At 49.9% G+C, this 22,163-nt stretch carries 25 protein-coding genes and 1 pseudogene; 17 read left to right on the plus strand and 9 right to left on the minus strand.

Annotated features, from left to right (window positions below):
* Window positions 1-11 precede the first annotated feature (11 nt).
* A complete protein-coding gene (locus tag AC3AP5_RS08325; protein ID WP_287831005.1) occupies window positions 12-791 on the minus strand; it encodes a 5'-nucleotidase, lipoprotein e(P4) family in 780 nt (259 codons plus the stop codon).
* A gap of 370 nt (window positions 792-1,161) precedes the next feature.
* On the opposite strand from AC3AP5_RS08325, the pseudogene AC3AP5_RS08330 reads away from it, so the two are divergent.
* Window positions 1,162-1,254: pseudogene (locus AC3AP5_RS08330) on the plus strand (VOC family protein); the annotation flags it as partial.
* Between the two features lie 22 nt (window positions 1,255-1,276).
* Here the strand turns inward: AC3AP5_RS08330 and AC3AP5_RS08335 are convergent.
* Window positions 1,277-2,536, minus strand: a complete 1,260-nt coding sequence (locus tag AC3AP5_RS08335) for a peptidoglycan DD-metalloendopeptidase family protein (RefSeq protein ID WP_487326481.1) — start codon at window positions 2,534-2,536, stop codon at window positions 1,277-1,279.
* 29 nt (window positions 2,537-2,565) lie between these two features.
* Entirely contained in the window at window positions 2,566-2,703 is a 138-nt protein-coding gene (locus AC3AP5_RS08340; RefSeq protein WP_487326482.1) for a hypothetical protein, read from the minus strand.
* A 128-nt stretch (window positions 2,704-2,831) separates the two neighbouring features.
* Between AC3AP5_RS08340 and AC3AP5_RS08345 the strand changes: the two genes are divergently transcribed.
* Entirely contained in the window at window positions 2,832-3,326 is a 495-nt protein-coding gene (locus AC3AP5_RS08345) for a hypothetical protein (protein ID WP_487326483.1), read from the plus strand.
* A gap of 19 nt (window positions 3,327-3,345) precedes the next feature.
* On the opposite strand, the gene AC3AP5_RS08350 is transcribed toward AC3AP5_RS08345, so the two are convergent.
* From AC3AP5_RS08350 to AC3AP5_RS08360, 3 genes are all read right to left on the minus strand, one after another.
* The gene (locus AC3AP5_RS08350; RefSeq protein ID WP_487326484.1) at window positions 3,346-4,908 is read right to left on the minus strand and encodes a PAS domain-containing protein; all 1,563 of its coding nucleotides are present in this window, start codon (window positions 4,906-4,908) and stop codon (window positions 3,346-3,348) included.
* 83 nt (window positions 4,909-4,991) lie between these two features.
* Window positions 4,992-5,192: a hypothetical protein gene (locus AC3AP5_RS08355; protein ID WP_286682363.1), complete on the minus strand. Its 201-nt coding sequence runs from the start codon at window positions 5,190-5,192 to the stop codon at window positions 4,992-4,994.
* Between the two features lie 89 nt (window positions 5,193-5,281).
* Entirely contained in the window at window positions 5,282-5,767 is a 486-nt protein-coding gene (locus AC3AP5_RS08360; protein WP_487326485.1) for a hypothetical protein, read from the minus strand.
* Window positions 5,768-6,024: 257 nt separating this feature from the next.
* Between AC3AP5_RS08360 and csrA the strand changes: the two genes are divergently transcribed.
* The 8 genes from csrA (at window position 6,025) to AC3AP5_RS08400 (ending at window position 12,476) form a co-directional block, all read left to right on the plus strand.
* A complete protein-coding gene (csrA, locus tag AC3AP5_RS08365; protein WP_487326486.1) occupies window positions 6,025-6,192 on the plus strand; it encodes a carbon storage regulator CsrA in 168 nt (55 codons plus the stop codon).
* 296 nt (window positions 6,193-6,488) lie between these two features.
* Entirely contained in the window at window positions 6,489-7,400 is a 912-nt protein-coding gene (locus tag AC3AP5_RS08370; protein WP_487326487.1) for a GGDEF domain-containing protein, read from the plus strand.
* 173 nt (window positions 7,401-7,573) lie between these two features.
* Window positions 7,574-8,110: a sigma-70 family RNA polymerase sigma factor gene (locus AC3AP5_RS08375; protein WP_272977804.1), complete on the plus strand. Its 537-nt coding sequence runs from the start codon at window positions 7,574-7,576 to the stop codon at window positions 8,108-8,110.
* Window positions 8,107-8,784, plus strand: coding sequence for an anti-sigma factor (locus tag AC3AP5_RS08380; protein WP_272977805.1), 678 nt, complete (start codon window positions 8,107-8,109; stop codon window positions 8,782-8,784). The genes AC3AP5_RS08375 and AC3AP5_RS08380 overlap by 4 nt, the downstream gene beginning before the upstream one ends.
* A gap of 82 nt (window positions 8,785-8,866) precedes the next feature.
* Window positions 8,867-10,441: a DUF4331 domain-containing protein gene (locus AC3AP5_RS08385; protein WP_272977806.1), complete on the plus strand. Its 1,575-nt coding sequence runs from the start codon at window positions 8,867-8,869 to the stop codon at window positions 10,439-10,441.
* 15 nt (window positions 10,442-10,456) lie between these two features.
* Window positions 10,457-10,948 carry an Ig-like domain-containing protein gene (locus AC3AP5_RS08390; RefSeq protein WP_272977807.1) on the plus strand — a complete coding sequence of 164 codons (492 nt, stop codon included), beginning with the start codon at window positions 10,457-10,459 and terminating at the stop codon, window positions 10,946-10,948.
* The gene (locus AC3AP5_RS08395) at window positions 10,945-11,997 is read left to right on the plus strand and encodes a tetratricopeptide repeat protein (RefSeq protein WP_487326488.1); all 1,053 of its coding nucleotides are present in this window, start codon (window positions 10,945-10,947) and stop codon (window positions 11,995-11,997) included. Before AC3AP5_RS08390 ends, AC3AP5_RS08395 begins: the two co-directional genes overlap by 4 nt.
* Window positions 11,994-12,476 (plus strand): hypothetical protein, encoded by a 483-nt coding sequence (locus tag AC3AP5_RS08400; protein WP_287832216.1) that lies wholly within the window; start codon window positions 11,994-11,996, stop codon window positions 12,474-12,476. Before AC3AP5_RS08395 ends, AC3AP5_RS08400 begins: the two co-directional genes overlap by 4 nt.
* Window positions 12,477-13,178: 702 nt before the next feature.
* Here AC3AP5_RS08400 and AC3AP5_RS08405 read toward each other — a convergent pair.
* Entirely contained in the window at window positions 13,179-15,230 is a 2,052-nt protein-coding gene (locus AC3AP5_RS08405) for an EAL domain-containing protein (RefSeq protein ID WP_487326489.1), read from the minus strand.
* A 118-nt stretch (window positions 15,231-15,348) separates the two neighbouring features.
* Here AC3AP5_RS08405 and AC3AP5_RS08410 point away from each other — a divergent pair, with 118 nt between their 5' ends.
* From AC3AP5_RS08410 to AC3AP5_RS08420, 3 genes are all read left to right on the plus strand, one after another.
* Complete coding sequence (locus AC3AP5_RS08410; RefSeq protein WP_487326490.1) at window positions 15,349-15,816, plus strand: hypothetical protein; 468 nt, start codon at window positions 15,349-15,351, stop codon at window positions 15,814-15,816.
* Window positions 15,813-17,075 (plus strand): M1 family aminopeptidase, encoded by a 1,263-nt coding sequence (locus AC3AP5_RS08415; RefSeq protein ID WP_487326491.1) that lies wholly within the window; start codon window positions 15,813-15,815, stop codon window positions 17,073-17,075. Before AC3AP5_RS08410 ends, AC3AP5_RS08415 begins: the two co-directional genes overlap by 4 nt.
* Window positions 17,076-17,676: 601 nt before the next feature.
* Window positions 17,677-18,321 carry an epoxyqueuosine reductase QueH gene (locus tag AC3AP5_RS08420; RefSeq protein ID WP_006955007.1) on the plus strand — a complete coding sequence of 215 codons (645 nt, stop codon included), beginning with the start codon at window positions 17,677-17,679 and terminating at the stop codon, window positions 18,319-18,321.
* 193 nt (window positions 18,322-18,514) lie between these two features.
* On the opposite strand, the gene dps is transcribed toward AC3AP5_RS08420, so the two are convergent.
* Window positions 18,515-19,036 (minus strand): DNA starvation/stationary phase protection protein Dps, encoded by a 522-nt coding sequence (gene dps, locus AC3AP5_RS08425; protein ID WP_487326492.1) that lies wholly within the window; start codon window positions 19,034-19,036, stop codon window positions 18,515-18,517.
* A gap of 128 nt (window positions 19,037-19,164) precedes the next feature.
* Between dps and AC3AP5_RS08430 the strand changes: the two genes are divergently transcribed.
* On the plus strand, window positions 19,165-19,308 hold the full coding sequence (locus AC3AP5_RS08430; protein ID WP_487326493.1) for a hypothetical protein: 144 nt from the start codon (window positions 19,165-19,167) through the stop codon (window positions 19,306-19,308).
* 51 nt (window positions 19,309-19,359) lie between these two features.
* Here the strand turns inward: AC3AP5_RS08430 and AC3AP5_RS08435 are convergent, their stop codons facing one another.
* Window positions 19,360-20,094 (minus strand): SIMPL domain-containing protein, encoded by a 735-nt coding sequence (locus tag AC3AP5_RS08435; protein WP_287832409.1) that lies wholly within the window; start codon window positions 20,092-20,094, stop codon window positions 19,360-19,362.
* An 82-nt stretch (window positions 20,095-20,176) separates the two neighbouring features.
* Between AC3AP5_RS08435 and AC3AP5_RS08440 the strand changes: the two genes are divergently transcribed.
* The 3 genes from AC3AP5_RS08440 to AC3AP5_RS08450 all read left to right on the plus strand — a co-directional run bounded on the left by AC3AP5_RS08440 (window position 20,177) and on the right by AC3AP5_RS08450 (window position 22,059).
* Entirely contained in the window at window positions 20,177-20,542 is a 366-nt protein-coding gene (locus AC3AP5_RS08440; RefSeq protein ID WP_287832407.1) for a hypothetical protein, read from the plus strand.
* Window positions 20,543-20,779: 237 nt separating this feature from the next.
* Window positions 20,780-21,250, plus strand: coding sequence for a GNAT family N-acetyltransferase (locus tag AC3AP5_RS08445; protein WP_348671577.1), 471 nt, complete (start codon window positions 20,780-20,782; stop codon window positions 21,248-21,250).
* Window positions 21,251-21,504: 254 nt separating this feature from the next.
* Complete coding sequence (locus AC3AP5_RS08450; RefSeq protein ID WP_287832313.1) at window positions 21,505-22,059, plus strand: REP-associated tyrosine transposase; 555 nt, start codon at window positions 21,505-21,507, stop codon at window positions 22,057-22,059.
* The last annotated feature ends 104 nt before the right edge of the window (window positions 22,060-22,163 follow it).

Here is a 22,163-nt window from a genome sequence, read left to right on the forward strand (position 1 = left end):
TAATGCGCGACCTACCACGAGCCGTACATCGGATTAGGTAAAATAACGATATCCTTGCCAAAGCGAGGCAATAAGGCGCTCGGATCCGCAGACGCTTGCGTAGTTTTCGCAATATCTTCAATATTGTCGCCTACTTGCATCACGATGTTATGCGGCTGTGACCATTCGGCGACCGCCTCATCAGAAGGGTTATAACAATCAACATCGCCGGTCATTAGCTGTTGGCGACGCAGATCTTTGTCATTCACAATCTGCTGACCATCGACCGCGTCCTTGTCCGCTTGGCTACGCCCCATCAGGCACGTATTGTCAGTGTTAATCGGCAACCCCATGGCTTCAAGGTTTTGCCAGGTATAACTATCCAATTGCTTGTTTCTATTGGTAACCAACGCGACTTTGCCTCCCGCGCTCACCACGGACGTAATAAAGTCACTCGCGCCAGGCACCAGTTTCGCCTGTTTACTTTTAACCCACTGATTCCAGCTTGCTGTCGAATACGATTGCCCTGATTGACTCAGCATCGCTTGATAGCCGCTGTTATCCAGCACCGTCTCGTCGACATCCATCACCACAACCCAGTTTGTCGGTAGCTCACGCTGCATAAGCTGTAACGCTGCGTCTCGGTATATGGCTCGAGTGATGAGTGGGTATTCTTTGCTTTGCGTTTGCCACTTTACTGACGGAGGCAAAACGGCCGACGCCGAGCTTACCTCGTGGTTTGGCTTTGTACTACAGGCACTCAATAAAGTTAGACTTAAAGTGGTTACCAGGGCCGTTACAGTTAGTTGCACAACATTCTCCTTTTAGAAAAGCGAGGTCGCATTATCCACCGAGCAAAAATCTAGCGCAATACAACACGGTTACGTCCAGCCTTCTTGACGCTGTAAAGATTTTCGTCAGCACGCTTTAATATCGCCGCAGCAGTATTATTTTTCGCACGCACCGTGGCACCCAAGCTATAATACCGCTCGCGACTTTAATGGTCGAGAGGGGCAACGCAGGTAACCAAACGAATGCGGGTACCACCCTTATTTAGCGTTGTAAACTTCTTTCAATATGGCGCACCACGCGCGAAATACGACTAGGCAGCTGCGGACCTTTGCGCGTTACACAGTAGATGGGTTCAGTCACGGGCCGTGGTAATCGATGAATGAGGTAATAATGAGCAACGTATTTCCCAGAACTTTCTCACATATTGGATTGTCTGTTCCCGATCTCGATAAAGCGGTAGAGTTTTATACTGAAGTACTCGGTTAACCTACAGCGATGGCGCTTACTAAGGCGCCAAGCTGGCCAATTGACTGTCAGAAGATTTAAGTTGTGCCAGCTGTTGCTTGAAGCCCTCAAGCGCGGAACCTTGTAACCGCGCTTGAGCCGGCGCTTTGATATCGAGAGGATTGATGGCTCGACCATTATGGTGTACCTCGTAATGCAAATGTCGACCCGCGGAGAGACCGGTTCTCCCCAAGTAGCCAATCACATCGCCTTGTTGAACGTGGTCACCGGGTTTGAGTGTCTCGGCAAAACCATTCAAGTGAGCGTATAAGGTCTCGTAACCATCACCATGGTCAATAACCACCGCATTACCAAAACTCCCGTATCGACTCGCGCGCTTAACCACGCCGCGACCCGCAGCCATGATAGGGGTGCCAATGGGGGCACTAAAATCAATGCCTTTGTGCATCCTATCGTAGCCCAATACCGGATGATGACGATTACCATAATACGATGATAGACGCGCACCATTAAGAGGTGTTTTCAACAAGAAACTCTGTGCTAAACGGCCATCGGGGAAATAAAACGAGCCCTTATAGCGAATTAAACGATAGTCTTCTCCAGCATTAGTAAACCGCAAATAAGTCAGTAGTAGCGGGTTTTGTAAATGGCTGAAAAGCGGTTTAAAACTCACCACCTCTGTGCGTTCAAAGCGCACTTCCATCAGATCCCCGGGCTGCACTTGGCGTTGGAAATCAACAAAATGCGAAAGCGCCATCACTGAACTATTAATCACCCCATTCGGTATGCCATTTTGTTCGGCATCTTGATATAGGCTATTGTGGATCACCAAGTCATGCTCTTCAGCCAATTGCTCGGTTGGCACATGCAATAGCTCGACATGCCATTGACCCTCGACATAAGTGGCTTGCACCAGCTCACCGTACTCACGCGCCAGCCGGACACGATGTTGACCCGGAGCGGGCTGTGCGACCGCAATATTGATGCCAACCTGTAGTCGTCCCAAGTCAATCACAGATTCAGCCTCCATCGCCAACAACGCAACCTGCCGTTGCGAAATACCCTGCTTACCTAACAAGGTTGTGAGGTTCTGACCTGGGGCTAATGTCACTAGCGTCCCCGAACGTGAGCCACGGATCGTATTGGTGGGAGCTTGCCCATATTCGGCGTCAAGCTCGGCAGAAAAAGGCGTGATCGGTTGGGGAATAGATGCGGATTGGAATGACGGGTGAGGGTCATCAACTAACCAAACACCTAATAACGTCACAATCGCTACAAGTAGGATCAGTTTACGATTCAAAGGCGAATTCCCGTGCATCTTGATTCATTCTAGCCACCGACAGCAATTTTAAGGCGTGACAAAATACCATCATTGCCATAACGCGACAAGTCAACGGCGAGGCGTTTACAGAACCTAAACTCAAGAAATTGACGACCTTTGACGTCGACTTTCGTTTTATAACACATTATATAGCGAGTCTTTTTTTTAATGTTTGCTATACTAAAGTGTGCTATGTATATTAGCGCGCCCCGTGACTAGTAGTATTTTCTCTACTGGATCGTTTTCTCGTTGCTTGCACACTGGGTATGTCACAATGATTCTAATAATTACAGCGTTGCTCCTGATAGCCTGCACGCCACTGCTCCATGCTATTGCGCACCAACGACGTTATAGCGTTAAGTATGGAGAGCTCCGTTCAGGCCTCGTCTCTAACGTTATTCTCGGTTTACTCATCTTCGTGGTCGCTTTAGCGATTGTGAACATGAGCTCGGTGACTGAAGCCTTCGTTACCGACAGCGGTATCGGTATTAGTCTTTTAGTATTGGCCGTTCTCTTACTCGGCTATTTAATTGCTGAGTCAGTATTAGTCAAAGGTTCATTTGATGAGCGAACCATAAGCTACTCCACCCCCTGGCGTAAACCGCAAAGTGGTCAATGGAGTGAGCTTAAAAGTGCGCGCTTTTCATCATTAACCGGTCGTTATATTTTGAAGTTCGCCGACGGTACAGTCATTCGCATTTCTAAGTCAGTCGAGGGGCATGGTTGGCTACTCGACTTCCTAGCACGACGCAATGTAACTGTTCGTTAACGTTATTCAGTTCGAGGCATTAACAGGCCTCGAACTGCACTTCACACTCACCATTCAGTAAGTTCAAACGCACTTTTCGATAACCGAACTCGCCTACATCCGCTTCCTTAATATTGACCCCATGCGCAAGTAATGCCTGAAAGGCTGCCGTAGCATTTTTTTGCCCCACTGGGCGTAGTTGTTCTTCGCCTAAAACGCTACGCATGCGCTCACCTGCGGTCAGTTGACCACCGCCAAAAATGCGCCCATCGAACTGACTGAGTTTTAAATTCCGTTCTTCTGCCAACTGAGCAAATAATGCCATCGCTTTATCGCAATAGCGCGCCGGCAGTGTTCGCTCCAGCAATTCAACCGTTTCCTCAAGCAATCCACGCATTTCTACCATTTCGGGGTGCAGGTCTTGTTTGCGTGAAAACGCCAGCAACTGCTGATTTAAGCGCGCGCCCCGCTCTGAGGCTTTGATGATCAATTGTGCCGTTCGCTTTAATCGATCATCATCGGCAAGTTGCCATGCGAGCAGTTCCGCATTGTTCATAATAACCGTAAGCAGGTTGTTAAAGTCGTGCGATATGCCGCCCGTAAGCTGACCCAACGCTTCCATTTTCTGTGATACAAATAATTGCTGACTCAGTTCTTTATGCTCGGTCACATCCGATGCCACCGCCGCTAATCGACTTGCTTTACCAGTGGGATCATCACCCTCTAAATAAATTGGAAATACACGGTCATTGATCCAACGGATAGCACCATCCGGTCGGATAATTCGGTATTCCATCACTACAGGTTCATAAAAGCTACGTTCGCGCAGTGCCAGAATGTCTGCTTTATCATCAGGATGCACACAATCAAACCAACGCTCAGTGTTTTCCACCACCTCAGCAATGGATACTCCATAAACGCGTTCAAATGCCGGTGACAAATAGACTAATTCATTGCTTTGTAAGTCTTCTAGCCAAAAGATCTCGTCAATGCGCTCAGCGAGTTCAAGAAATCGTCCTTCACTTTGGCGTAGTTCTAATTCGATACGGTTGCGACGATACTCTGAACGCAACATCGCAAGAATAATAAAGCCCATGACTAAGATCGTGCCAAACAGGGACACAAAAAACCAGAACTGCTGAGTTTCGCGATCATTAATCAAATTGCGCATTAACTGTCGTTCTAATAAATGTACTTGGGATTGGAAGCTGTACGCTTGGTCGTTTAAATGGGGTGAGCCATCCTCATCATTGAGCTCGGTTTGGAAGTCTCTCAACAATGCACGAAATTTATCTCTGAGGTCGTTATTATTGAGTCGTTCACTGACGGTGGTAAAGTTATGTAGTGCCGATTGGATACGTCCTACGTAATAGGCTTGTTGCAGCGCATCCGAATCGGGTGTCATCGACAGCCCAAGCAAGCCACTACCAAAATCATCCGCTGCCACATCCAACAGTTCCAGCGTATCAATTCGATAGGCGACTTCGCGTTCTTTATTGATATGTAAACCGACTAAAGATACAACGAATACAAGAAAGCCGATTGCGATAATAACCAGCTGTGAAGAGATCAACCGTTGCTGGCGTTTATAAATTTTAGACATCCCGTCAGTCGTTTCCATGGCGCATTTAGAACCTAATTTGCATCATAGCCCAACCGACCCAATAACAACAGACTATTTTTTAATCACTTCAAAACACATTGATCGCACTTCTCGATATCGCGGTAGAGCTTCTGCGCCTCCAGCATGGCGTGCTGGATCGTCATTTGTTTTCCCAACGATACAACGCCAGGCTTACCTTTGGTTTTTATGCATCCGTGCTGGTGTACCAACCGTTTTATTTGTCCGTTATCTAACTGACCAATGCCCAAAACATAATAGCGCATCGCCACTACCTCGCTTTACGATTATTGGGCAAAAGTTTAAAAAAACGATCGTCGCGCAACAATAAGTAAAATTACCTATTAATGGGTGCCTAACGGCCGTCAAATGTTAATAGCGGTTGTAAAATAGTGAGGATTTCTTCGGCAACAACTTCAGCAACAGCGGGCTGCTCGAGCAACCGTTTGATCAGTAACTGGGTTTGCAACGCTGAGTCAAATTGCATAAATGCGCCATCGGCATTATCCGAGACCACCTGCCAGACAATACAAAGTCGCTGAGCCTCGCTGAGCTGAAGCTCGGTGACTACGATTCGTTGAAACAAGTGCAGTCGGATAGCCGGACTTTTGGGGCGCTGCATCCAGGCGAGCGAATCCGTATACGCATGATGCTTAAGACGCTGAGTTAATAAGTGTACAAACGCCTTATCACGTTGCTCATTCGGTGTAGAGTCAAGGCCAGAAGGTTCAAAAAATGCGGTCGCCGAGAGCTGAATATCAAGTACCGAAAAGGTAGTACCTTTATCGATAAAGGATTTAAGCGTGCGCAACCCGCTACGAGTCAGTTGATATGGCTTCAATTCAAAAATCTCACTACAAACACGGCATCAGTGCCTGATTTTTATTTTATAAACCGAAAACGAATTTTTCGCACCTGTTTTTGTCGGTTTAAATCAACATTTAGTCGTGTGACTTTGATGAAACATACCTCGTAGTTTACTGTTAGGCGTTGTTTGACGTCAGTTGACACATTAACCGCTTTTTACTCATATAGTCGTAAACTTATGTCGTGATCTTGCATATAGTGATAAAACAAACATTCAACTTTTAGGTGGCTATGCTGATATTAAGCCGAAAAATTGGTGAATCACTGATTATCAATGACGAAGTCAAAATTATTGTGGTCAACGCGACAGAAAGGCAGGTCACATTGGGCATCGAAGCACCGAAAGAAGTGCCCGTTCACCGCGAAGAAGTGTACCATGAAATAAAAAACAAAACGTAGCGTGCGCATTTTGCGCACGGGGCGATCCACCCAAACGCCGTAGCGTGCGCCTTTGGCGCACGGAAAGATCCACATGTCGCGCCAAAGGCGCGACCTACGGTGGCGGTGGTATCCCCCATCGGCGCACGGGGCGATCCACCCAAACGTCGTAGCGTGCGCATTTTGCGCACGGAAAGATCCGCATGTCGCGCCAAAGGCGCGACTTACCGCACGGAAAGATCCACATGTCGCGCCAAAGGCGCGACCTACGATGGTGGTGGTATCCACCCAAAACGTACAGGGCCATAGGAGCAGGTATGCATGAAGAACGGCAAATAAAACCTGCCGATTTCGAAAATATACTGAACAACTTAGACGCTGTCGTATACGTGGCTGATACGGATACGCACGAATTGTTGTTCATGAACACCTACGCACTGCGTCATATCGCTCATGCCGATAACTTCTCAGATATTGCTCATTTACCCTGCTACGCGGTCTTGCAAAAAAATCAGACACGTCCGTGCGATTTTTGCACAAACGCAAAGCTACCCGCCAATGGTGATGTGCTAGTCTGGGAGTTTAAAAACACACGTAATCAATGCTGGTACCAGTGCCGCGATAGGTTAATTGAGTGGCATGACGGCCGCTTGGTTAGACTCGAGGTGGCGACCGATATTAGCGAACGTAAGGAAGCCGAAGAGGCTTTGCAGCGCGCTCAAAAAGAACTGACAACCCTGGCCGAAACAGACAGTCTGACTGGCTTGTATAATCGACGTGCATTTTTTCGCTATGTCGATGAATTGATAAAGTTAAGAGTACAAACCGCTTATTTTGCGATTATCTTATTGGATATCGATCATTTTAAATCGATCAACGATCGCTTTGGTCACGAAGCTGGCGATAAATTGCTTTCCGCAATTGGTAAAGCGCTGCGTAGTCTAAATAATAAAAATAGCGTTGTTGCCCGAACCGGGGGCGAGGAATTTACCATCGCGGTAACCGGAGCTTCACAAGATGCACTCGTCGCTATTGCCCACCAGGTGCAAGCGCTTATTTCAGACATCACATTAAATTACTTCGATGCCACCCTCAGTTGTACCGCAAGCGTCGGCATTGCCACAACCAACACACAATCACCAGACATTAGCCAAATCATGCGTCACGCCGACCACGCCCTCTACCGCGCCAAAGCCGCCGGCCGCGCCCGCACCGAAATCGCAACGTAGCGTGCGCATTTTGCGCACGGGGCGATGCCGGTAATGTCCCCCACACCGGCGTAGCGTGCGCATTTTGCGCACGGAAAGATCCGGATGTCGCGCCAAAGGCGCGACCTACCACGAGCGTTTGGGTTGATTCTTTGCTATGTTGTTATTTGAATGTTAAATACAATTGGGCATATATGACTGAATACGAACTTTCACACGCGTTGCATCGCATCGCGCTGGGCGACAGCTCTGCGTTTGAGCGATTTTATCAAGCTACGTCCCCAAAGCTAATGAGCGTGAGCTACGCAATTCTTAGGGAACGTGCGCTCGCTGAAGAAGCACTTCAAGATACTTATTTAAAAATTTGGCATGCCGCCTCGGATTACCGCAGTGATGCGGGGTCGGTTATGTGCTGGATAACCAGTATGGTGCGCTACCGCGCAATCGATATGCTGCGAAACGCAAATCGCCAACCATTTACCAGCAAAGATATCGAGCAATTACTCGATCAACGCGCCAGCGACAGCCTCCCAACAGCAGCGCCCGATGCCGATAAGCTGGAAAATTGCATGTCGGATCTAGACGGTACACAGCGACAGTCTATTCACCTTGCGTTTTTATATGGTTTGAGCCACCGCGAAGTCAGCGATTATCTCGGTGAAGCTTTAGGCTCAATCAAAAGTTGGATACGTCGTGGCTTAGATAGCTTGAAGAGGTGTTTGCAATCATGAATTACCAAAATGATACACTGATCGATACCCTCGCTCACCGCTATGTTATCGGTCTCATGCGAGGCCAGGCACGCGTTCGCTTTCGTTACCTCATTAGCCAGCACTCGCGCATTGCTCAGCAAGTGACGCTTTGGGAACAGCATCTTAATGGACTTACCGAGCAACTGAGCCCGATGAAGCCCCGACCTCAAGTTTGGCAAAAGATACAGCAAACATTATTTAAGCCATCCCAAAATAGCGCTCCTTTTTGGCGTCTATTTGGTGGTTTGGCGGCAGCCACCGCCGCGGTACTGATGATCGTGGTTGTGCAACTACAAACCCAAACACCCGAGGCGCCTCCGAGTGAACGTATCGCGCTGATTCAAAGCGAACAGCAACGTACGTTGTGGGTACTCAATGTGAAGCCCGACAAAATTCAAGCCACCGCTCAGGCGAACGTTGAAGCACGTACTGATAAAGACTACGAGCTTTGGATGTTGCCGAAGGATGGGAGCGCGCCGGTGTCACTCGGTTTGTTACCCGAATCAACACAGCCAACGGCATTGAATCCACCGGCTGAATTTCAGTTAGCTCGCGTCGGAGCGCTTGCAGTCAGCCTAGAGCCAACAGGCGGTTCCACGACCGGAGCGCCTACGGGGCCGGTCCTCTACACAACAGATATTATAACTTTGTAAAAAAAATTTAGATTTTTTGCATCCAAAGCCCTCTCTGGTTCGGATAGGTGATGAATACCTATAAAAACCAGAGAGGGTTGTTATGAAAAACACAGCATTTAAACACTCAGCGCTTGCCGGCGCTGTCGCTCTAACCGTATCGGCCGTAGGTGTGGTAACCAGCCTAGATGCGAATGCGTCGAGCCACCGCGAGGCACCGAATATTTCGCGCTTTCCTGCGCTTGATTCCACTGACTTTTATCTGTTTAACAGTTATGAACCAGGGCGCGAAGATTACATCACTGCCATAGCCAACTATGTACCCTTACAGGATGCTTATGGCGGTCCAAACTACTTTGCCATGGATCCAGCCGCCGTCTACGCGATCCATTTTGACAGCGACGGTGACGCTCAAGAGGATTTAACCTTTGAGTTTCGCTTCGACCACACCCTGCCTAATGGGGGCGTTAAGCTGCCAGTGGGCGATAAAAATGTCAGCGTACCGCTGAAGTTTATCGGACAAGTTTCGGCAATGGACCAAAGCGCACTTAACTTTAACGAACAGTACAGCGTTAATGTCGTTAGCGGTGGCCAAATGTCGGGGATGTCGTCGCCGGTAACCTCGACGGGCGGCGCTGAATCGTTCACCAAGCCCATTGCATTTGTGGGTGAGAAAACCTTTGGCAGTGCCTCTGGCTACTCTGATTATGCCAACCAATATGTTTACGAGATCAATATCCCCAACTGTTCTGCGCCCGGCCGTTTATTTGTCGGTCAACGCAAAGACCCGTTCGTAGTTAATCTGGGTGAGACCTTTGATTTGGTCAACTATGTGCCTATCGAAGCGGGCGCCTTTCCGGGCGGTATCGAACAAAGTGATGCTAATGACGATTTAGCAGACAAAAATGTGAATACTATCGCACTTGAGTTACCGAAAAGTTGTGTCACTGGCAACGGTAATGGTGTCGTAGGAGCATGGACCACTGCCCATGTGCCCCAAGCGCGTCTGCAAAACCCAAATGCGAACTTCGAAAAGCCCGAAGTGAACGGCGGTGCGTTAGTGCAGGTCTCACGTTTAGGTGCGCCACTGGTGAATGAACTCGTTATTGGTATCGACGATAAAGACACCTTTAACTCAGCACACCCCAGCGACGATGGTCAATTTGCCGACTATGTGACACACCCGACGTTACCGGTCATTTTAGATGTATTGTTCAACGAGCCGGTGAACGCCACTTTAGGAACCAACATCGATTCACTCGCACCGAGTAATTATCCGCGTACCGATCTCGTTGCCGCGTTCTTGACCGGTTTTGAAGGGGTCAACCAACAAGCGACCGTTACCGCTTCCGAGATGTTGCGTTTGAATACTGCTATTCCAGCGACACCGGCCGACCAACAGTCCGCCTTTGGCGTAGCCGGGGATGATTTAGCAGGCTTCCCAAATGGACGTCGCCCAGGAGATGACGTGGTTGATATTGCTTTGCGTGTCGTCATGGGAGCGCTTTGCCACGACATCCCAGTCAACGGCGAGCCCACCAACCTCGGATTCTGTACGCCCGATCAGGCACCCGTGGGTAACGTACCGTTTACCGATGGCGCGCCAATCGACGCGAGCTACGTGGATACGCAATTCCCTTATTTAAAAACCCCCATTGCAGGTTCACCAAACCAGTAAGCTGAGGAGGGATACATGATGAAGAAACTACATACACTCTCGCTCGCAGCCGCTACGGTGCTTCTTGCCAGTTGCGGTGGTGACAGCGATGACAACTTGCCGCCCGCTGCGCGTGACGCTAATTACAGGGTCGAGGCGGATACCACGCTAATGGAGCAATTGAAAGGCTTCGACGGCAACGGCGACGAATTGACCTATTCGTTGGCTTCAGAAGTCGACGTCGGTGAGCTTTCGGTCAGCCCAGATGGTTCTTTTAACTACACGCCGCCAATGGAGTATACCGGCACCGCGATGTTCAGTTACAGCGTCTCTGACGGTGAGTTCAGTGATACCGGTGATGTCATGATTACGGTTGAAGCACAAACCGTGTCGACGGCAGCCTATGTGCGCGATGCATTTAATCAAGATGAGCGCGCACAGCCACTATCAGTCAATGGTCGTGAGTTTACTGACGATGTGGCTAACACGGCTGAGTTTGCCGACTTAGTGTCGGAGGGTCAGCAATGATGTTAAGTGCCTTGATTTTGATGACGGGCCTTATCAGCGCACCATCGGATCAAAGCGACGTACTGTGGCAGCCTGAGGCTGCCACAGTGCCTACCGATATCACACAAGCTGAAGCGGCATTACAAAAGCATCCCGAAAACATTCATTTGGCCTCAGCGTTGTTGACTGGATACCTTCGCGAGGCACGTATCGAGCAAGGTCATCACTATCTTAATCTGGCGAATAAGCTCATCGCCGACGTGGGATCTGACCACTCGCAACGCGATTGGCTCATCGCCATCGCTGATACATTGCAGTATCAACATCAGTTTGCCGAGGCGCGCACCGTACTTAATCGCGTGCTCGAAGAATCTCCACGCGATGTGCAAGCTCAGCTTATGTTGGCGCGCATCGCACTCACCTTAAACGAAACAGACACTGCCAAACAGCATTGCACCGATTTAATGGGCAGCGCCGCGTTGGGTGTTGTGTCAACCTGTCTACTCGAAGTGCAAGGACGGTCAGGAAACCTTGAGCGCGCCTATACGCGTTTAACACAATTGCACGAACAACAGCCGGGTCAGGCACAATCAGCCATTGCGCACTGGCGGCTACAAATCCTAACGGAGCAAGCTTTGCTGTTAGGTGATTATCAAGCCGCTCAGCGATGGACTGCATCGATGCCAACACCTCTAAACGTGGTCGATAAAAAAAGACGCTTAGACAGCTACTTATGGGATACCGATGCGCAAGTCCCGGATGCACTCATGCTTGACTGCAAGCAAACGCCCGTTGATAGCATCACCATTCGCTTAGCCTGGGCTGAAAAGCGTAATCAAGAGGGCCATTGTTGGCAGGACTATGCGCGTGAGCGGATGCAACTACGCGTGATGCGCGACGAAAAGCTGCACAGCGCCGATATTGCCTATTATTTTACCTATGTTGAGCCCGATGCTGAGCAAGCACGCTATTGGGCACAGCAAAATATAGAAGTGGCACAAGAACCGTTCGATTATCGTTTACTCTCTGCAGCGAACGCGCTGCAACCGACGCAGGAGTCTGCACCATGAGCTCGATTCGCTTTATTTTGTTGTCACTGGTTTTGCTAGTGGGCGTGGTGCCTACAGGTATGGCACATACGTTTAGTACTTCATTTATTAACCTCAAAGGGCAAGCCGACGGCATGCAGATTCGTTGGCAACTAACGTTCCACGATCTACTGGCATTGAATCAAACCTGGATGCCCGAGGATCGTATTAGTGGTGAAATGCTGAATCAAAATCTAGACAAGTTACAGCTGTTCGCGCAAAAGACACTGATCATCCAATCGCATTCAGAGCCGTGTAAGCTCACACTGGACACAAACACACCTTGGTCAACCATGACCTTCGCCCGTGAGCAATACATTGTATTGGAAATGACCAGCGACTGCCCGCGCGACAAACTATCAAAGCTCGCCGTCAACGGCATCTGGCAAGAATTACCCGACCACAAAATCATCGTCGAAAACACCACCCTCGACCAACACACCCCCCACATCACCCCGTAGCGTGCGCCTTTGGCGCACGGGGGATCCCCCCACACCGGCGTAGCGTGCGCATTTTGCGCACGGGGGGATCCACCCACACCGGCGTAGCGTGCGCCTTTGGCGCACGGGGGGGATCTGCATGTCGCGCATGATGCGCGACCTACCGCACGGGGCCGATCCACCCACACCGGCGTAGCGTGCGCATTTTGCGCACGGAAAGATCCGCATGTCGCGCAAAATGCGCGACCTACCGCACGGGGGGGATCCACCCACACCGGCGTAACGTGCGCATTTTGCGCACGGGGGCGATCCGCATGTCGCGCAAAATGCGCGACCTACGGCACGGGGGATATCCACCCACACCGGCGTAGCGTGCGCATTTTGCGCACGGGGGCGATCCGCATGTCGCGCAAAATGCGCGACCTACGGCACGGGGATATCCACCCACACCGGCGTAGCGTGCGCATTTTGCGCACGGAAAGATCCGCATGTCGCGCCAAAGGCGCGACCTACCGCACGGGGGATCCACCCACACCGGCGTAGCGTGCGCATTTTGCGCACGGAAAGATCCGCATGTCGCGCCAAAGGCGCGACCTACCGCACGGGGGATCCACCCACACCGGCGTAGCGTGCGCATTTTGCGCACGGGGCCGATCCGCATGTCGCGCCAAAGGCGCGACCTACCGCACGGGGCAAATCCGCATGTCGCGCCAAAGGCGCGACCTACGCGATGGTGTTGATGTCGGCGAGGCGGCCGAATAATGATTGTAATGAATGGGGTTGTTGTGTTTGTTGTTCGGTCCAAGCTACTTCAATGGAGATTTGGTCATACATATCGGCTAAACGTGTTTCAAGACGCTGCAAGACGAATTCAACGGGTGACTCACCAGTCGGATGAATCAATAACACCAACGCTGATACATTATCCAAAGAACATACGTAATCCCATGCCTGCACAGATTGTCGCAAAGCCTCATTAAGCGGAGCGACAGGAAACAGTGCACTATCTTTAGGGGTCAATCGAATCAGTGTCGCTGACAAATCAGTATCCTTCACGATCGCAAGCAATCGCTTATAGCGCTCTTCATCAAGACGCGCCAACATATGCTCATGTTTAGAAGTCTCGATAAAATGATGTATTTCGAATTCAACCAAGTGCGCCAGCTTTTCCAAGACCTCAATTGTTTTTAAACTCAAACGTCGAGCGCTTCGGTGTAATGCGCACAAAGAGCCAATAAACAGACCGTTCGAATTGTACAACGGAAAACCGGCATAAAAGTTGAGACCATGACTCAACAAAGGCGACAGGTTGACTTTCATTCCTGACAAAGCGGTAAAGTTGTCGAACGTCGTGGTACGGTTATTCTTCATAACATACTGTACGAGCGATTGGTTAAGCGGAATAATCGTTTCCTCGACTCCCACCGCGGAACGCACAAATACATGATCGCCTTCGACTAACGATATAAATGCCACATCAAATCGCAAAAAATACTGAATAAAATGCGTAATATAGCTAAAATTAACACTACGTTTCTCGCAAGGACCAACAATAGCGCGCGCTAAACTGCTGCGTCGTTGACTCGTCGCGGCGGCTTGCTTCATTAACCACGCTTCGGCACGGCTCCCTTCTAAGGGCTTTGCAAACAAATAGCCTTGTAACGTATCACAGCCAATTTGACGCAAATAAGTGGCTATCTCTTCGCGCTCAACCCCTTCAGCCACCGTTTTCAGTCCCAATGATTGCGCCAACTCCACGATCGCGCGCATAATCTGTTTTGATTCGTCGCTGTATTCATGGGAAAGCACAAAGCTTTTATCAATTTTAAGTTCACTCAGCGGTAACCGGACTAACTGTTTAAGCGACGAGTAACCTGTGCCAAAGTCATCTAGCGAAAATCTAAACCCACGCAGCCTTAGATCAAGTGCACGCTTTAACACATCGGCCTGATCATCCAGCACCGCGCTCTCAGTAATTTCTAATATGATCCGTTGCGGTGGCACGGCATTTTGCTGACACGTCGCCATGAGAAAATCGAGCAACCAGTCTTTACTAAATACAAGTGCCGAAATATTAATCGCGATCGATAAATTATTTAACGCAACACGTTGAATTATCTCGGAGAACCACGTGAGTGACTCAGCGATGGCAAATTGAGTCAAGTCGTCAATCAGTCCTTCACGCTCCGCAAAAATAATGAATTCACTCGGCGGAATGGCGTCTAGTATGGGGTGTTGCCACCGTAACAGCACCTCAACCCCCTCAGGCTCGCGAGTCGGCAGTCCAACCTTGGGTTGGTAAACACAAAAAAATTCGTGGTCACGAATACCTTTTAGCACATCATCACGCGTGTAACTGTGAGCAGCAGGCTGATGAACAGCGCTATTCAAAGATGACGTCAGACGTTGTAAAACGGTTTGTAGCTGATTAACAAAGAATGGCTTTCGAAGCGTACCAATAACTTGTAGCCCTTTTTCTCTAGCGGAAAGCGCGGCAGTCTTTAATAAATTAGAGTCACTCCCGCTCATGATGATTAAAGGCGTGTTGACAGATTCCGCGGCCAATAACGCGGCGACCTCTTCGCCACTCAACAGCGGCATCATTAAATCAACAATCAATAGGTGAAAGGACTCGGCGCAGGCAAGATCAATAAATTGAGTCGGATTACACGTTGATTGTGCTAAACAACCAATGGCATTCAGCATGGTTTCGACCGTCTGACATACCAATGGCTCGTCATCTAGTATCAACACAGAAATTGAATTTTTTTCCACCAACTTATCCCACACACGAATGATGGCGAGATAATAGACACATGGTTAAAATTTAAACATTGGGAGAAATACCTAATTTAATCCGCCGCGCCTTTGGCGCGACACCCGATGCCGGCCCGTGTACGATATCATCATCGTCGTACGTCGCGCCTTTGGCGCGACACGCGGATTACCCCGTGCGCAAAATGCGCACGCTACGTCGGCGGTTGATACCGCAACCATCGTACGTCGCGCCTTTGGCGCGACAACAAATATCGCTCCGTGCGCAAAATGCGCACGCTACATCTGTGGTTGGTACCGCCACCATCGTACGTCGCGCCTTTGGCGCGACAACAAATATCGTTCCGTGCGCAAAATGCGCACGCTACGTCGGTGGTTGATACCGCCACCATCGTACGTCGCGCCTTTGGCGCGACAACAAATATCGCCCCGTGCGCAAAATGCGCACGCTACGTCGGTGGTTGATACCGCCACCATCGTACGTCGCGCCTTTGGCGCGACACCCGATGCCGGCCCGTGTACGATATCATCATCGTCGTACGTCGCGCATTGTGCGCGACATCAAATTTATCGGAGACAACAATGAAAATTTATTTAATGACCGCATTGCTTGCTTTGGTTATGCCGGCGCAACTTTTAGCCAATACCCAGCAACAAGCCGACACCACGATTAAATACCATACCAACGTTGTCTTCCAACCCAACGATTCGCGCTTCACAGCCGACACAACACTCACGATCCCAGCAGAAAAACTGACGCACCAAGCGATCGCCCTATTGCTCAACAAACAACAGTCAGTGACCGAAATATCCGGTGCACAACTGGCATCCTCAAATATCGAGTCATCACCTCGCGTGCCGCCTTGGAACCGCATTACACTGAACTTTAAAAAAACCGGTCAAAGCAATTATAAGGTCAAGCTAAAATACAGCGGCGCGATCAATGCGGAAGCTGGGCACGGCAACTATATTAACGCACAAGGCGCGCACTTGAGCCTCGATTCGGCATGGCATCCATTTATTGCTGATTTTGCCACCAAAATGACGGGGACGCTTGCACTCACCGTCCCCTCCAATTGGCGCGTCTACTCGCCTGGACAGCAAGAGAGACCTACCCAAAACACCGTCATGGTCCGCAACCAAATGCCTGCGATTGATGTTGTATTATTTGCTCAGCAATCTCCTCAAGTCATAACAACCGAGCATGTAGAGGTGATTTACCAAGGCATTGACGCAAAACAAGCACAACATCTAGCCGATGACGCTACTCAATGCCTCAGTTCTCTTAACGCTACAATGCGTGCAGAAAATACACTCGATCATGCCGATTTAATTATTCTTGACCGCAGCGGACCCAGCTTTGCACGTGGGCCCTACATATCAATGAGTAAAAGTAGCCTTTCCTCTCGGGAGGCGGACTATCAATACATCTGCCACGAGCTCGCACACAACTGGACCCCCTTTGCGGATGCCATGTCTCATGACTATTGGATGATGGAGTCATTTGCTGAGTACATTTCCGCACAGCAGCTCAAACAACGGTTTGGCAAAGAAGCCTATGCCGACGCTGTTAAACGTTGGCATAACTTAGCGAAAGGCGTCGAGTTTGTATGGCGTTCGGATGACCCCAAACGAGCCTCCCATCGCGTCAACTATGGGTTAGGCCCTTTACTGCTTAAGCGGCTTGCCGATCGCATGGGGGCTGATAATTTTGAGCAATTGTTGGCGTGGTATACGGCTCATGAGGTAACGCAAACTGAACAATTGCTTAATAAAATCGGGGCGCTGAACTCCAAGGAAACGCAGGTTTGGTTCACGCAGCAACTGGCTCAAAAAAAACCATAAATCACAGTCTCGTGCGCAAAATGCGCACGCTACGCGGTGGTTGATACCGCCGCCATCGTAAGTCGCGCATTGTGCGCGACATCAAATATCGCCCCGTGCGCGAAATGCGCACGCTACGTCGGTGGTTGGTACCGCCTGCATCGTACGTCGCGCATTGTGCGCGACATCAAATCCCGCCCGTGCGCAAAATGCGCACGTTACGCGGTGGTTGGTACCGCCAGCATCGTACGTCGCGCCTTTGGCGCGACATCGGATCCCGCCCGTGCGCCAAAGGCGCACGCTACGTCGGTGGTTGATACCACCACCATCGTACGTCGCGCCTTTGGCGCGACATCAAATATCGCCCCGTGCGCAAAATGCGCACGCTACGTCGGTGGTTGATACCGCAACCATCGTACGTCGCGCATTGTGCGCGACATCAAATATCGCCCCGTGCGCCAAAGGCGCACGCTACGTCTGTGGTTGGTACCGCCTGCATCGTACGTCGCGCCTTTGGCGCGACATCAAATATCGACCCGTGCGCAAAATGCGCACGCTGACTTTATTTTTGCCCCGAAAAATGCACAATACTGACCTTATGCTCAAATAACTGGAATCCACCATGGCAAAGCAACAAAGCATCGTGCTTGAAGCACCCACCGAATCAAATAAAGTCTTACTGCACTCTTGCTGTGCCCCCTGCGCAGGGGACGTCATGCAACGAATGGTGGATGCCGGTATCGATATCACCATCTTCTTCTACAATCCGAATATTCACCCTGAAAAGGAGTATTTGATTCGCAAAGAAGAAAACATTCGCTTTGCCGAGAAGTTGGGCATTCCGTTTATTGATGCCGATTACGACAGCCAAAACTGGTTTGAACGTGTGCGTGGTTTAGAGTGGGAACCAGAGCGGGGCGAACGTTGCACGGTTTGCTTTGATATGCGGTTTGAACGCACCGCCTTGTATGCTCATGAGCATGGTTTTGACGTCATTACGAGCTGTTTGGGAATCTCGCGTTGGAAGAACATGCAACAAATCAACGACTGTGGAGAACGCGCAGCCGCTCGCTACGACGATGTGACATACTGGACGTTCAACTGGCGCAAGCAAGGGGGCTCCAGCAGGATGGTAGAGCTGGCAAAACGCGAACGGTTTTACCAGCAAGAATACTGCGGATGTATCTATTCCTTGCGAGACACCAACCGATGGCGAGTCAAAAACGACCGCAAACGCATCGAAATCGGCGTCCAATATTACGGCTAGGCCGCCCCGCCTGTCGACGTACGCCGGCGGTTGATACCGCCGGCATCGTACGTGGCACATTGTGCGCGACATTGCGTTTGCCCCGTGCGCAAAATGCGCACGCTACATCGGTGGTCGATATCACCGCCATGCCGTACGTCGCGCCTTTGGCGCGACATCAAATCCCGCCCGTGCGCAAAATGCGCACGCTACGTTACCGTTTCAATTCGCCCGAAGACGACTCGATATGCGCGCGGACAAACCACTGGAACTGTTCTAAGTCGCCGAGCTGACCTGTCAGCATATCCTCTGATACGGAGTCAATCTCGCTCAGCTCATCAATGGCTTTGCGGTGGTCACCATTCACGCCATTGTAGACCTTATCCAGTTCGGATAAATGTTCAGCTACAAGCCCTTTGCCGATTGAATAATCCTTCCAAGAGCGCTTTCTCACAACCGCCTCTGGCGTTCCTTCAGGTACACCACCTAACGTCGCGATTCGCTCTGCAATGGTGTCTGTCATTTCTCGCACCGCATCAACCTGCGGATCAAGCATTTCATGCACACCGATGAAATTCGGACCCACCACATTCCAGTGAACATGTTTCAAAGTCAGTTGAAGGTCGATAAGCGCAACCAAGCGGTCATCGAGCAGAGCGATAGCCTTTTGAGCAGCATCCTCTTTCAAACCCGGAGCAGTAAATCCAGCGACTTTTGCATTCTCAGTATTGCTCATTATTCCTCCTACCTTTAAATTCCATTCACCTATACCTACGGCATCACCTGCCGATTGGATCGGTCGCGTAGCGTGCGCATTTTGCGCACGGGGCGGGATTCGATGTCGCGCACAATGCGCGACGTACGATGGCGGTGATATCGGTCACGGGTCGTCGCGCCAAAGGCGCGACCTACGATGGCGGCGGTATCAACCACCGCGTAGTGTGCGCATTTTGCGCACGGGCGGAATTCGATGTCGCGCACAATGCGCGACCTACAACACCAACGTAACGTGCGCCTTGGGCGCACGGGACAAACCCAACGTCGCGCCATAGGCGCGACCTACTGTATGGTGAACACGACATATACGGTGGCGGATGCGGTCATTTCGCCTATTTCAAAAAGCCCGCCTTGCTGGGGCGCAGCACGAAACCTTACCGATACACCGGCAAGTTCGTTAGAAGACTGACCATAAATTTCTTGCGAGGGTATCAAATCGTAAACACTTTCATCACGTGTTTTAAATTCTGAGATTGAATACACATCTTTTATCTTCTTACCATTTAGCTCAGCAAGTTGTTCGGCTTTTTGACGCGCGTTTTTTAATGCCTCAAACAGCACTTGCTTCTTAATCTCTCGCGGATTCTCAACCTTAACTTCAGCATCTAATGTCTCTGACACGCCCGCATCAACCAGCGATTGATTGAGTTCGTTATATAAGGAAAGATCACGTAACGTAATATCGATACTGCGCACGACGCGCGTGCCTAAATTAATTTCCTCGCCGTTCTTATACTCATTGTGCGGCGCAATTCTAAGTGGCGTCGCTCGAATATCTTCTTGAGCTATTCCCATTTTTTTGACTACTTCAAACAGCTCAACTGACCGCCGATCAACTTCACTTTTGGCGACGGAGGCGTCCTTGTCGGTATGCCTCAAGTACGCGCTAATAACGATTATTTCCGGCTTAACACGTTGTTCAGCATACCCTTCAACATAGATATGAGGAGCATTTGGAATTACATCACTCCATGCTGAACAACTCACCAAGAACAAAAAAAATAAATATTTTTTCAATGTATACCCTCCATTTATTTTTAATAGCCGAACAAAGTTGCTAAGTTAAAAATCATGTTTGTTATATAAGTGATTCAATATAATGATTAATCAATTCAAACTGCATATTTTTATTATCTGTTTACTATTAACCAATTTAGTAGCTTGCACAACAACTAAAGAAAATAATGTAGCAACCTATTGTTATTCAACTGAACAAGCAGCCGTCGCAGCAGGTTCAAAAGTAATAAACGATATGCTTCGCGAATATCGGCTGAGAACAGATGGCCGTCCAGGCTTCGGTGTAAGCTATAACACCAAAGATAACGAATGTGGCAGTGACTTAGGCGCGGTAGTCATGAAGCCTCCACACGAAACGAACGATGAAAAAGGCGCCGAAATCATCGCCATCTCTCGTGATATTTTCACAAAACACATGGAAACAACCGATTACCAATATAAAATTTAGGCGTAGCGTGCGCCTTTGGCGCACGGGGCGGCATCTGATGCCGCGCACAATGCGCGACCTACACCACCGACGTAACGTGCGCCTTTGGCGCACGGGCGGCATCTGATGTCGCGCACAATGCGCGACCTACAACACCGACGTAACGTGCGCCTTTGGCGCACGGGCGGCATCTGATGTCGCGCACAATGCGCGACGTACGGAATGGCGGTGATATCCAAAAAGCGGAACAACACAAACATGTACGACATCAAAATACGAAGCTATAAACCGACCGATGCGGCAACATTGCGAGATATATTTTTCGACACCGTGAGAAACATCAACATCAAAGACTACTCGCAAGCACAAGTCGAAGCCTGGGCACCAAGCGATTACGATTCGAATGAGTGGGCACGTAAGATGAATAAAATCGCGCCATACGTTGCAGAATTAAACGCCGATATCGCAGGTTACGCAGATCTTCAGCAAGACGGTCTTATCGACCACTTTTTCTGTCACCACAAATATCAGCGAAAGGGCGTAGGCGGCGTGCTCATGCAGCATATAATAGGTGACGCGAAAACCCGCGGGATCAGTAAGCTTTACTCACATGTCAGCATCACCGCACGCCCCTTTTTCGAGCGCTTCGATTTTATCGTAAGCACATCACAACACGTCAAAGTGCGCGGCGAAGAGCTACAAAACTTCATCATGGTAAAGCCGGTTTAATAGCAATGTCGCGCACAATGCGCGACGTACTGCACGGAGGTGATATCAACCACCGGCGTAACGTGCGCCTTTGGCGCACGGGGACAAACCCATCGTCGCGCACAATGCGCGACCTACGGAATGGCGGTGATATCAACCTCCGACGTAACGTGCGCCTCTGGCGCACGGGCGACATCTGATGTCGCGCACAATGCGCGACCTACGTACACGATTTTAAAATGTTGTGGTGGGACTTTTGGTCTTAAATAAGCGGCATGAAAAATGTTCGTCGCTATTTCGAAGACGGTTACTATTTTTTTATTACCGTCGCTACTCAAGGTCGCAAGCCTCACCTAACGCGCCAGCCGGTTATTCAGGCGCTGCGCAATGCTGTGCGCACGACCATGGTATCGCACCCTTTTGATATTCAGGCGTGGGTTGTTTTGCCCGATCATATGCATTTGTTGATTGGCGTTGCCGACCAAAAAGTCGATCTGCGCATTAGAAAAATTAAAGCGCTCACCACGCGCGCCCTACCCGAGTTTTCCTATAAAAACTCACAATCTAATTTTTCCAAACGCCGACGACGGCAAGGGAGCCTTTGGCACAATAGATTCTACGACCGAATCATTCGTAATGAGCAAGAGCTCTACATGTATACGCTGTATTGCTGCTTTAATCCTGTCAAACATGGCTATGTCAAGAATGCCTTAGAATGGCCTTACTCAACCCTCAACACGTATTTAAAGCAAGGTCGTTACCCAGAATCATGGCAATACATCACAGACGCATGGGTGGACGACAATTTCGCCGATTACGACATGTGGTAGCGTGCGCATTGTGCGCACGGGCGGCATCGATTGTCGCGCCCAAGGCGCGACGTACGTCCGGTTAAACGTTCAACATCACCGTAGCGTGCGCATTGTGCGCACGG

Source organism: Idiomarina sp. D18 (assembly GCF_057748155.1).

What these genes read in the sequence shown, in the direction of transcription:
- AC3AP5_RS08415 (WP_487326491.1), top strand. Translation starts at nt 15,813, where the DNA reads ATGAAAATTTATTTAATGACCGCATTGCTTGCTTTGGTTATGCCGGCG.
- AC3AP5_RS08355 (WP_286682363.1), bottom strand. Translation starts at nt 5,192, where the DNA reads ATGCGCTATTATGTTTTGGGCATTGGTCAGTTAGATAACGGACAAATA.
- AC3AP5_RS08420 (WP_006955007.1), top strand. Translation starts at nt 17,677, where the DNA reads ATGGCAAAGCAACAAAGCATCGTGCTTGAAGCACCCACCGAATCAAAT.
- AC3AP5_RS08440 (WP_287832407.1), top strand. Translation starts at nt 20,177, where the DNA reads ATGATTAATCAATTCAAACTGCATATTTTTATTATCTGTTTACTATTA.
- AC3AP5_RS08340 (WP_487326482.1), bottom strand. Translation starts at nt 2,703, where the DNA reads ATGTGTTATAAAACGAAAGTCGACGTCAAAGGTCGTCAATTTCTTGAG.
- AC3AP5_RS08450 (WP_287832313.1), top strand. Translation starts at nt 21,505, where the DNA reads ATGAAAAATGTTCGTCGCTATTTCGAAGACGGTTACTATTTTTTTATT.
- AC3AP5_RS08385 (WP_272977806.1), top strand. Translation starts at nt 8,867, where the DNA reads ATGAAAAACACAGCATTTAAACACTCAGCGCTTGCCGGCGCTGTCGCT.
- csrA (WP_487326486.1), top strand. Translation starts at nt 6,025, where the DNA reads ATGCTGATATTAAGCCGAAAAATTGGTGAATCACTGATTATCAATGAC.
- AC3AP5_RS08350 (WP_487326484.1), bottom strand. Translation starts at nt 4,908, where the DNA reads ATGTCTAAAATTTATAAACGCCAGCAACGGTTGATCTCTTCACAGCTG.
- dps (WP_487326492.1), bottom strand. Translation starts at nt 19,036, where the DNA reads ATGAGCAATACTGAGAATGCAAAAGTCGCTGGATTTACTGCTCCGGGT.
- AC3AP5_RS08390 (WP_272977807.1), top strand. Translation starts at nt 10,457, where the DNA reads ATGATGAAGAAACTACATACACTCTCGCTCGCAGCCGCTACGGTGCTT.
- AC3AP5_RS08375 (WP_272977804.1), top strand. Translation starts at nt 7,574, where the DNA reads ATGACTGAATACGAACTTTCACACGCGTTGCATCGCATCGCGCTGGGC.
- AC3AP5_RS08445 (WP_348671577.1), top strand. Translation starts at nt 20,780, where the DNA reads ATGTACGACATCAAAATACGAAGCTATAAACCGACCGATGCGGCAACA.
- AC3AP5_RS08400 (WP_287832216.1), top strand. Translation starts at nt 11,994, where the DNA reads ATGAGCTCGATTCGCTTTATTTTGTTGTCACTGGTTTTGCTAGTGGGC.
- AC3AP5_RS08345 (WP_487326483.1), top strand. Translation starts at nt 2,832, where the DNA reads ATGATTCTAATAATTACAGCGTTGCTCCTGATAGCCTGCACGCCACTG.
- AC3AP5_RS08395 (WP_487326488.1), top strand. Translation starts at nt 10,945, where the DNA reads ATGATGTTAAGTGCCTTGATTTTGATGACGGGCCTTATCAGCGCACCA.
- AC3AP5_RS08430 (WP_487326493.1), top strand. Translation starts at nt 19,165, where the DNA reads ATGGCGGTGATATCGGTCACGGGTCGTCGCGCCAAAGGCGCGACCTAC.
- AC3AP5_RS08370 (WP_487326487.1), top strand. Translation starts at nt 6,489, where the DNA reads ATGCATGAAGAACGGCAAATAAAACCTGCCGATTTCGAAAATATACTG.
- AC3AP5_RS08380 (WP_272977805.1), top strand. Translation starts at nt 8,107, where the DNA reads ATGAATTACCAAAATGATACACTGATCGATACCCTCGCTCACCGCTAT.